Here is a 9,833-nt window from a genome sequence, read left to right as displayed (position 1 = left end):
ACGCGCCGGCCGTCCGCCGGCACCCGGACCTCCGCTCCCGCGATGCGCAGCAACTCCAGCTACGTCATCACTCCCGACGCGTTCTCGGTGCATCCCGCGCTGGTGGGGCGCCCGCTGGCCCGCCCCGCGCGCCGGCTGACGGCCATGCTGCTGGACCTGCTCCTCGTCTCCATCCTCGTGCACACGGCCGGCGCCATGCTGCTGGGCCTGGCCGCCGCGTGGTTCGCGTTCCGCGCCGCCGGCCGCTTCATGGGCGTGGGCACGGGCACCATGGGCCGCATGACCCGGCTGAGCGTGCGCGCGGCGGGCGCCCTGGTGCTCTTCCTCCTGGCCGTGAACCTGTGGAGCGGCGCCAGGGAGACGCTTCGCAGCGTGCTGCGCCAGCGCGTGACGGTGGCCACCATGGGCACGTCCGGCCCCGATTCCGTGCAGGTGAGCGCGCTGGAGGCGGTGGGGATCGCCACGCAGGTGTCCGCCCTGCAGCAGACGCATGACGACGCCGAGGCGCGCCGGCTGGTGGGCGAGATGGCCACCCGCTTCCGCAAGTCGGGGATGGAGGACGACGACATCCAGTCCACCCTGCGCGACCTGTACGACAACGAGTCCGAGGAGCGGCAGGAGTGGCTGGGCGGCATCGTGGATGCCGCGATGACCCCCCAGGCGAGCACGGCCCCGGCGCCCGCCGCGCCGGATTCGCTGGCCCGCGCCTATGCCGCCGCCGTGGAGGCGGGCGACACCGCCGCGGCCAACGCCCTGCGCCCGCGCGTGGCCTCGGCCCTGGCGCGCGACAGCCTGGACGCCCTGCGGGGCCAGCTGCGCGAGGCGCGGCAAAAGGAGCGCGCGTCGGCGCAGGCGCTGGAAAAGGTGGAGGACCGCGGGCTGCTGGCGTCGCTGCTGCACTTCCTGGACGACCTGGGGATCGGCTTCGGCTGGTCGGGCCTGTACTTCACGGCGTTCGTGGCGCTGTGGAACGGGCAAACACCGGCCAAGCGCCTGCTGGGCGTGCGCGTGGTGCGGCTGGACGGCAAGCCGATGACGTGGTGGAGCTCGTTCGAGCGCTTCGGTGGATACGCCGCCGGCCTGGTGACGGGGCTGATGGGGTTCGCGCAGGTGTACTGGGACCGCAACCGGCAGATGATCCACGACAAGATCGTGGAGACGGTCGTCGTCCGGGAGCGCGCCGGCGCCGAAGCCGTCCCCGTGCAGGCGCCTGCCGCCGCGGCCGCCTACGCGCGCTACACGGACCTCCCGCGAAGCTGATCGGCATCCGGAACCGCGTCGCGACCTCGCCCCGGCTGTCATGACAGCCGGGGCGAGTCCGTGTATGCACCGCGTCGCGCGGACCTCTCCCCAGCTGTCATTCTGAAGGAGGCGCCGTCGGGAACCATCCCGTGACGGATGGCGCCGAGTGAAGAATCGGGTCGCGCCGCGCACGGTACCTGCCCGTGCACGAGCCCCTCGCGCGCGAACTCAGCGCACGGGCGAGATCCCGCACTCCGGCGACCCGATTCTTCGGTCGGCGCCGCACGCATCCAGCCACGGCAGGCACCGAGCGGGCGCCTCCCTCAGAACGACAGCACGGGCGGGACGGGAAGCTCTTGTGCGACAATCGCTTGCGCCCGGCCCCAATCATCGGGCCGGGCGTTTGCATTCCGGGCGAGGCGGGTTCCCGACACAACCCGTCGCCTTCACCATGACCGACTTCTTCTCCCGACATCCCTGGTGGCTGCTGGTGCTGGCCGTCGTGGGCGCCATCGCCCTCATCAGCGCCGTGCTCACGCTGTTCTTCGGGCTGGGACGGCCCAGGCGGATGGCCCTCGTGGCGCGGCCGCCCGTGGGCTCCGAGGCGTTCATGCTGGCCGTCTCCGGCGCCGTGAACGCGCCCCTGATGCGCGGCGGCACGGCCCGCCTGCTGAACAACGGCGATCAGATCTTTCCCGCCATCCTGGACGCCCTCCGCGAGGCGAAGCACAGCATCAACTTCATGGTCTACATCTGGGAAGACGGCAACGCGTCGGACCAGATGATCGAGGCGCTCACGGAGCGGGCGCGGGCGGGCGTGCAGGTGCGGCTGCTGCTGGACGGCTTTGGCGCGCACGCGGCGCCCATGGAAAAGATGCGTGCGCTCCAGGAGGCGGGCGGCGTCATCAAGTTCTTCGGCCCGTTCCGCTTTGGCCGGCTGACGGCGGCGTACAAGCGCAACCACCGCCGCGCCATCGTCATCGACGGCGAGACGGCGTTCACGGGGGGCGCGGCCATCGGCGACAAGTGGCTGGGCCACGCGCAGGACGAGGACCACTGGCGCGACGTGATGGTGGAGGTGCGCGGCTGCCTGGCGACCAACCTGCAGTCGTCGTTCACGCAGCTGTGGGCCAACCTCACGGGCGAGATCCTCGTGGGTGACGAGTTCTATCCGCCCAACCCCGGCGACGACCAGCCCGGCGGCGAGGAGCTGTCGCGCCACGTGAACGTCATCAGCTCGCCGGCCAGCGTGTCGCACCCCCTTCGCACGTTCTTTTTGATCTCGCTGGACTGCGCGCGCGATTCCATCTACCTCACCAACGCGTACTTCGCGCCGGACGTGAACACGCGCCGCGTGCTGGAGGAGCGCGCCCGCGCCGGGGTGGACGTGCGGCTGCTGCTGCCCAACCACCACACGGACGCGCGCATCGTGCGGTGGGCGGGGCAGGCGTACTACCGCTCGCTGCTGGATGCCGGCGTGCGCATCTACGAGTACCAGCCGACCATGATCCACGCCAAGATGCTGGTGGTGGACGGCGTGTGGAGCATCGTGGGATCCGCCAACATGGACATCCGCTCCAAGGAGCTGAACCAGGAGGGGGTGATCGGCATCATGGACGGCGGATTTGGCGCGGAGGTGCGCGAGACGTTCCTGGAGGACCTGGAGCACGCGCGCGAGATCACCAAGGCGGAGTGGGACAAGCGCGGCTGGCTGGCCCGCTGCAACGAGCGCCTGTGGGTGAGCTTCGCGAACCAGTTCTGAGCCCGGAGCACCGGGCCGGGGGATGCCTCCGGCCCGCGCCGTCCCCCCGCAGGGACACTTTCGGCCTTTCTTGGGTGCCCGCGGCCCTCGTCCAACGAGGATTCTCCGTCGCTGGAGCCCGTCCGCATGCCCCTCCCAACCCGTTGCGGCCGTGTGCGTTGGACGGAGAGAATCGAGATTCTTCTTGGATGCGCCTCCGCGAGCGGCGTAGATTTCAGGCGCAGGGCGTGATCGAGCGGACGTCCCGGTCAATGTCGGGAACGATCCGGAGATCGAAGTCCCCCCTCACCTCAAGGAGCCATCCTGATGCGCGTCCTCTCCGCATTCACCCTCCTCCTGACCGCCACGCTGGCCGCGTGCGGCGGCGACAGCACCGGGCCGGGCGCCGGTCCGGGAACCGCGCAGCCGCGCGGCCTGAGCACCTCCGAGGCGAACGCCCTTGGCCGCCTTCTCCTCGCGCCGGGTGTGGGCGTGGCGCAGAGCGGCGTCAACGGCGCCACGCCGACTGCCGTGCGCGAATCCGTCGGCTCCGGGGCCGCCTTGGAGACCGGCGAGATCCCCTTCGGCTTTACCCTGCAGTGCCAGCCTTCCGGCTCCGTGAACGTGAACGGCACCCTCGGCGCCGCGTGGGACGTGCTGACGCAGCTCGTTGCCGTCCACGCCCGCGTCACGCTTCGCCACCAGGCGTGCCCGGTGCAGACGGACAACGGGCTTCTCACGGTCACCGGCGATCCGGCCGTGGACCTGACGCTGACGGCCGCGGGCAATGCGACCGGCGTCCAGGCGCTGCTGATCACCCAGAGCGGCGCCGTCACGTGGACGCGCGCCGACGGCACATCCGGGCGCTGCGCGGCGCAGGTGGCCGGCGCGGCCATCGCGGGCACGCCCAACTACCACGTGTACGGAACCGTGTGCGGCGTGACCATCGACTTCACCGGGCCGGTCTGAGCCGTCTTGCCCGCGTACGCCGCGGGCGCGGGCAGGCAGAAAACGGAAGCGGGGGACGCTCCTGGAGCGTCCCCCGCTTTTCGGTGACAGGATGTGGATCTGCCCGCTCAGGCAAAGGGCGGGGTGAGGGCGTTGTCCTCGGGATGGCCCTCGTCCTCGTCCGGCTCCAGCAGTCCGAACAGCTGCAGGTGGCGGCGGCGCAGGCGGTTGGCCGATGCGACCGCCTCTTCTACCGTCTCGCCGAAGCCCTCCCACGTGTTGCCGCTCTCACCCCACGCCACGGCGGGGCTCCACGGCGATTCGGGGCCGTGCATCCGCGCGGCGCGCCACGGATGCCCGAACGGGTCCAGGTACGTGCCCAGCACGCGGCCCTCGCGGTCCAGCACCACGCCCACGGCGCCCCCCTGGCTGCGCCGGCGGCGCCGCAGCCGCCGGACGAACGACACGGCGCCTTCCGCCAGCATGGCGCCCAGGCACAGCACCGCCAGCACCAGCACGAAGTCCAACAACGGCATCTTCATCGCGCCATCCTGTTCTCTCCTGCTCCCCCGAAGCGTGCCGGGGTATCCATCGATATACACCGCGGCGCGGGCACGTTCCCGTGCCCCCGCACACCTCTACGGGCGATGTGGATGTCGCGGTTCACCACGTCCGTCACTGCATGTTTCCGGCCGTTGCCCTGTCCGCTTTTCTGCCCCTGCAACCAACTGATACTCCAGGGTTTACGCCCTTCCGCCCTAGAACGTTCGAGTCCCCCCGAACCTGACGCGCCCGCCCCGGATCGCGCCACGCGCGCACAAAAACGAGCCCGGCCGCGTCCATCGCGCGTCGGGCTCGTCATCATCTCGCATCGCGTCTCATACCAAATCCGCATAAACACTGCGCATCGGCGTTGATTTCCCGAGGGAGCGCCCGCGCAGGACTCGCCCGCTCACAAGACTCCGGCGCGACGGAAGGCTCTCCTTCGCGGGGCAGGGACTTCGCTACTGGACCGGGTCCTTGCCAGGGCGGAAAGATTCTTCGGGGCCGCACGCATCCGCGCACGGTCGAGATCGCGAGGGCCCCTCAGGAGGATGTTGCCAAACGTGGCTTTAGAGGCCCCCAACGAGCGTCATCCTGAGGAGCCGCCGCGTGGAACCTGATTCGCGCGGGTTCGATGGCGGCGACGAAGGATCTTGCCCGCAAAGCGACAAGTCCGCTCCGTGCACCAGAGCCGGCTTGTCGCTTCGCACACAAGATCCTTCGGTCGCGCCAAAGTCCTGCGCGCGTCCGTCTTACGTGCGGCGCTCCCTCAGGATGACGTTCTCTGGACTCCGTTGAAAGGCCGGTTTGGCAACACCCTCTCAGGAAACTGCTTTTCCGGATCCTGTATTACTGGAAGGCCACCGCTCCGGATCACTTTCGCACTTTCGCACTTTCGCACTTTCGCACTCTCGCACTGCCGTTCACGCAAGCGCGTCCAGCACGCGGCCCACGTCCTTTGCCTCGCGCATGCGGATGGCCGACAGCGCGGAGCGGAGCAGCAGGCCGGGCGTGTGGATGGGGATGGCCATCGTCGAGACGACCCGGTCCAGCGCGTCGATCTCGTACGGCAGCCGCACGCGGTCCGTGGTAGCGAAGCGCTGCGCCCACTTCCACGCCAGGTCCCGCGATCCGCCCATGCAGAACGCGCAGATCTCCTCGTCCGTGCGCGCGCCCACGCGGTCCAGGATGCCCATCCACGGCGACACGCTGGCGATCTTGTCCTGCACGCCGTCCAGCATCTCGCCCAGCAGCCGGCTGATCTCCTGGAAGTCGTGGTGCAGCCCGGCGATCTCGCGCCCCGGCGCCGCCTGGGCCGCGGCGATGCCCAGGTCCAGGTTGATGTGCGCGTTCATCCCCAGCAGCAGGTGCTGCAGGATGAGCAGGTTGGCGCCCTTCGCCGCGTCGAACGCCGCCACCCAGCTGCGCGTGGGGCGGCGCCCGGCCTGGTACGCCTCGAGCGCGGCCAGGTAGCGGTTGGCGAAGATCACGTCCAGCCGCTCCATCCGCGGCCCGTCCTGGAACCGTCCCGCGTCGATGCCCTGGGCTACGCGCACGGTGACGGAGCGGTACAGGCAGGCAAAGAAGCCCAGCCGGCTGCCGTCGCGCCGGGACCGCGCGATCACGCCGTCCAGGCGGCTGACGACCTCGGCGATGGTGGCCGCGGGACGGGCGGCGGCGGGGGCGGTGATGGTCGGCATGGGAGGTACGAGGGTACGGAGGTACGGAGGTACGATGAGGACGGCGGCGGGGCGGGCGAGTCCGTCCGACCACAAGGATAGGCGCGGATCGGGTGCGGGGCAACGCGTACGATGGGCGCGCGCGTCCACCTCGGCGCGCGGGGCGGCTTACGTGATCCGGTGATACGGTGGGGCAAACTCCCACGGAGCGTCCGCATTGTCTCCGATGGATGTGGGGAGCGGCCGGATGCATTCTGTGGGGCGAAACGGCGGGACGCTGTATCCACCGAGCACGCACGGACGGAATCAATGAGCACGCACACGACCGATCATCCCAACGCCTGGATCGTCCTTCCCGGCCACCGCGACGCTCCCGCGCGGCTCACCGTGGAGCGGTACTCCACCGTGGCGCGGTTCTACCGCACCGTGCTGTACGGCATTTTGTGGATCGGCGGCAGCGTGGCGACGTTCTTCATCACCATCTTTGATCCGTTCATGACGTGCATGCCCTTTTTCGTGGGCGCCGTGATGACGTACCGCAGCTGGCGCGGCCGGTTCAGGGTGACGGAATTCCACGGGGCCTGCCCGCGCTGCGGGGAGCCGATCACGCTCAAGCCGGGCAGCAAGATCGGCTCGCCGCACCACCTGGTGTGCTACCACTGCCACCACGAGCCGCACCTGTACGTGGCGGCGTGAGGATGGACGGACCCGCCGATTTCCTTCCTGAACTCCCGCAAACTGCGTCATCCTGAGGAGCCGCCGCGCGAATTCGACTCGAGCGTGATCCATGGCGGCGACGAAGGATCTTGTCCGCAAAGCTCGAAAACGGCGTTCGTGCGCGAAGCAGATCCCGAGTACCGCACACAAGATCCTTCGGTCGCGCCCAGGGTGATGCGCACGTTCGGGTTACGCGTGGGCGCTCCCTCAGGATGACGCATTCGCGAGAGGGCGGAAGAGAGATGCTGCGGTGGATGTAAACGAGGCCGCTCCCGGAAAAGGGAGCGGCCTCGTTCGTCTGCCTCCAAAGTCGACTTACTGGTCGAAGACCTGGGCGCCGGCGGGGGGCGTGAAGGTGAACAGGTTGTCGGCCAGCGCGTGGTTCGTGCGCAGGTTGCGCAGCTCCACGCGGCGCACGGAGTCGTTCTCCTCCGTCATCTCGAAGCGGCGCACCAGGTGGTCTTCGCGGTCCACCCAGATCTTGAGGATCTTGTACGGCGACGCGCCGCGCGGCACCAGCGTGAGCACGTCCGCCGGGCGCCCGCCCACGCTCTCCTGGCCCGCCACCGTGGCCACGAAGCGCTGGTTGGGGTTGCTGAGGAACTGGGCCTGCAGGTCCACCGCCTCGCCGCCCTGCGCGATGCTCGTGCGGATGACCTGCGTGCGGTCGGAGCTGGGGTAGTACAGCCAGAAGTGCTGGCCGTCCGCCACGATCACGTCGCCCGCCGGGTCGCTGAACTGCATGAGAAAGCGGTCCGGCTTGCGCTGGTACAGCTTGCCCGCGCTGTTCTGCGACTGGTTGAGCAGCGGGATGGTGAGCGTCTGCGTAAAGTCCGCCTCCAGCGAGCGCACGTTGCGCGCGGCCGTCTCCGCCAGCGTAAGGATCTGCGCGGCGCGGTCCTGGGTCTTGGCGTCGCCCACCGGGGCGGGGGCGGACGGCGCGGCCGCCGTGCCAGGAGCCGTGGGCGCGCCGGGCTGCGCGGGCGCGGTGCCGGCCACCGGCACGGCGCCGGGCGCCTGCGTGGCCGCGGGAGCCTGCGCCGGCTGCCCCGCCACGGGCGCCGCCTGCGCCGCGGGGGGGCGCTCCGCGTGGTCGCCGGGCGCCGCCGCGGACGACTCGCGCCCGCCGCAGGCCGCCAGCGGAAGCGAAAGCAGGACCCATCCCAGGCGCGTGCTGGTCTTCATCATCTATTCGTCAGCGTTCCGGTTTGCATGCTCAGCTCGGACGTCGGGCCGATGGATACCCTCTCCCGGCAACCCTCGTTCCGGCGCGTGTACCCACCGTCCATCCAGCGGGCGTGGCGGGGCGGTGAACAGGGGTTTATCATCAGGGTGCGTCGTTCGCCACGGATCCAGCCCCTGCCATGCCGCATCCCGTTCCCCCGCACGCGCCCCACGCCGCCGCGCCGCGCCCGTGGCGTGCCCTGCTGTTCGCCGCGCTGGGCTACGTCTACCTCGTGGCGCTGTTCGGCGTGGTGGTGCTGCTGTGCGTCCTGCTGGTGCGGTGGGAGATGGGTCCCCTGCTCTCGCTGCCGGCGGGGCTGGCGGTGAGCCTTGCCCTGTCGCTGTGGGTGCGGTTCCCCGCGCCGGACGGCCGCCGGGTGCGGCGCGACGAGGCGCCGGCGCTCTTTCGCGCCATCGACCGGGCGCGGGGCCGGCTGCGCGCGCCCGAGGTGGACGTGGTGGTGCTGACGACGGACCTGAACGCGGGCGTGCTGGAAAAGCCCCGCCCCGGCCTTCCAGGCGCGCGGGTGCGTTACCTGGCCATCGGCCTTCCGCTGATGCACGCGCTGTCGGAGGAGGAGTTCCACGCCCTCCTGGCCCACGAGTTCGCGCACCTGTCCCGGCAGCACAGCCGGTCGTGGCTGTGGCTCGTCCGCGCGCAGTCGACGTGGAAGGGGCTGGGCGCGGCCCTGTCGGGGTCGTGGATGTCGTTTCTCATCCACCCGTTCGTCCGCTGGTACGCCCCCCGGCTGGAGCGGCTGGCGGGGGGATCCAGCCGCGCGCACGAGCACGAGTCCGACCGGCTGGCCGCGCGGGCGGCCGGACCGCGGGCCGCCGCGCGCTCCCTGCTGCGGCTGGAGGTGTGGCAGCGCCTGGCCGAGTGGTCGCTCGTGCCCGACCTCCTGCGCGATTCCGCCACGCACGCCGCCCCGCCGGACGACCTGTTCCCGCGCCTGCTGCGGTCCATGGAGGCCGTGCCGCGGGCGGACGCGCTGCGTGGGGCGCTGGACGAGGTGCTGCGCCACCGGACGCTGGAGGACGACTCGCACCCCGGCTGCGCGGAGCGGCTGGAGGGGATGGGCGTCGCGCTGGACAGGCCCGCCTTTGCCGCCGCGCTGGCCGCCCCACGCGCGCCGGCCGCCGAGAGCTTGCTGGATCCCGCGTTCGCGCGGCAGGCGACGGCGGAGCTGGGGGAGCGGTGGAACGCGGCGCTGCGGCCGGCCTGGGCGCACCACCACGCGGATGCGCTCGTCTGGCAGGATCCCGCCGCGGCGGAGGATGCGGCGCGCTGGGCCCGCGCGCGCTGGGCGGCGGAGTGCGAGCCGCAATCGGCCCCGCCCCTGCTGCGTCGCGTGCTGGAGGACGACCCGGACCGCGCCGAGGCGGCGGTGCTGCTGGGGAGGCTGCTGCTGCGCGGCGCGGACGACGGCGACCGCGCGGAGGGCGTGGCCCTGCTGGAGCGGGAAAGCGCGCGCGAGTCGCGCTTCGCCATCCTGGCGGCGAACCTGCTGCGGCAGCACTACGCGCGGCTGGGGCGCGCGGCCAACCTGCGGCGCGTCCAGGCGCGCGTGGACGCGCTGGAGCTAGAGACCGTCCGCGCCCTGCACGAGCGGGGGGAGGTTTCCTCCCGCGACACGCTGCGCCCGTACGCGCTGCCGCCGGCCACGCGCGCGCGTCTGCTGGCCGCGCTGGAGCGCGAGCCCGGCGTCCGCGGCGCCTTCCTGGTGCAAAAGCGTACG

8 protein-coding genes are annotated in these 9,833 nt (G+C 71.2%); 5 read left to right on the top strand and 3 right to left on the bottom strand.

Annotated features, from left to right (window positions below):
* From VFZ20_RS31340 to VFZ20_RS31330, 3 genes are all read left to right on the top strand, one after another.
* Positions 1–1,260, top strand: a 1,260-nt coding sequence (locus VFZ20_RS31340; protein ID WP_329687916.1) for an RDD family protein, incomplete at its 5' end; no start/stop codon positions are given.
* A gap of 433 nt (positions 1,261–1,693) precedes the next feature.
* Positions 1,694–3,004: a phospholipase D-like domain-containing protein gene (locus VFZ20_RS31335; RefSeq protein ID WP_329687915.1), complete on the top strand. Its 1,311-nt coding sequence runs from the start codon at positions 1,694–1,696 to the stop codon at positions 3,002–3,004.
* 306 nt (positions 3,005–3,310) lie between these two features.
* Entirely contained in the window at positions 3,311–3,952 is a 642-nt protein-coding gene (locus VFZ20_RS31330; RefSeq protein WP_329687914.1) for a hypothetical protein, read from the top strand.
* 107 nt (positions 3,953–4,059) lie between these two features.
* Here VFZ20_RS31330 and VFZ20_RS31325 read toward each other — a convergent pair whose 3' ends face one another.
* Both VFZ20_RS31325 and VFZ20_RS31320 read right to left on the bottom strand, forming a co-directional pair.
* Positions 4,060–4,473 (bottom strand): hypothetical protein, encoded by a 414-nt coding sequence (locus VFZ20_RS31325; RefSeq protein ID WP_329687913.1) that lies wholly within the window; start codon positions 4,471–4,473, stop codon positions 4,060–4,062.
* 924 nt (positions 4,474–5,397) lie between these two features.
* Positions 5,398–6,174 carry a DUF5995 family protein gene (locus tag VFZ20_RS31320; RefSeq protein ID WP_329687912.1) on the bottom strand — a complete coding sequence of 259 codons (777 nt, stop codon included), beginning with the start codon at positions 6,172–6,174 and terminating at the stop codon, positions 5,398–5,400.
* Positions 6,175–6,462: 288 nt separating this feature from the next.
* On the opposite strand from VFZ20_RS31320, the gene VFZ20_RS31315 reads away from it, so the two are divergent.
* Positions 6,463–6,849, top strand: coding sequence for a hypothetical protein (locus tag VFZ20_RS31315; RefSeq protein WP_329687911.1), 387 nt, complete (start codon positions 6,463–6,465; stop codon positions 6,847–6,849).
* 336 nt (positions 6,850–7,185) lie between these two features.
* On the opposite strand, the gene lolA is transcribed toward VFZ20_RS31315, so the two are convergent.
* The gene (lolA, locus tag VFZ20_RS31310) at positions 7,186–8,058 is read right to left on the bottom strand and encodes an outer membrane lipoprotein chaperone LolA (protein WP_329687910.1); all 873 of its coding nucleotides are present in this window, start codon (positions 8,056–8,058) and stop codon (positions 7,186–7,188) included.
* Positions 8,059–8,234: 176 nt separating this feature from the next.
* Here lolA and VFZ20_RS31305 point away from each other — a divergent pair.
* Positions 8,235–9,833 (top strand): M48 family metallopeptidase (locus tag VFZ20_RS31305; RefSeq protein ID WP_329687909.1); only part of this gene is annotated, 1,599 nt, incomplete at its 3' end.

The organism is Longimicrobium sp., assembly GCF_036280135.1.
Lineage (GTDB): Bacteria > Gemmatimonadota > Gemmatimonadetes > Longimicrobiales > Longimicrobiaceae > Longimicrobium.
The sequence above is the reverse complement of the archived record's forward strand: the minus strand, read 5'-3'. Positions and strand labels throughout refer to the sequence as shown.

Excerpts from the sequence above, each read along its gene's own strand:
- VFZ20_RS31335 (WP_329687915.1), top strand. The coding sequence starts at position 1,694 with ATGACCGACTTCTTCTCCCGACATCCCTGGTGGCTGCTGGTGCTGGCC.
- VFZ20_RS31330 (WP_329687914.1), top strand. The coding sequence starts at position 3,311 with ATGCGCGTCCTCTCCGCATTCACCCTCCTCCTGACCGCCACGCTGGCC.
- VFZ20_RS31325 (WP_329687913.1), bottom strand. The coding sequence starts at position 4,473 with ATGAAGATGCCGTTGTTGGACTTCGTGCTGGTGCTGGCGGTGCTGTGC.
- VFZ20_RS31320 (WP_329687912.1), bottom strand. The coding sequence starts at position 6,174 with ATGCCGACCATCACCGCCCCCGCCGCCGCCCGTCCCGCGGCCACCATC.
- VFZ20_RS31315 (WP_329687911.1), top strand. The coding sequence starts at position 6,463 with ATGAGCACGCACACGACCGATCATCCCAACGCCTGGATCGTCCTTCCC.
- lolA (WP_329687910.1), bottom strand. The coding sequence starts at position 8,058 with ATGATGAAGACCAGCACGCGCCTGGGATGGGTCCTGCTTTCGCTTCCG.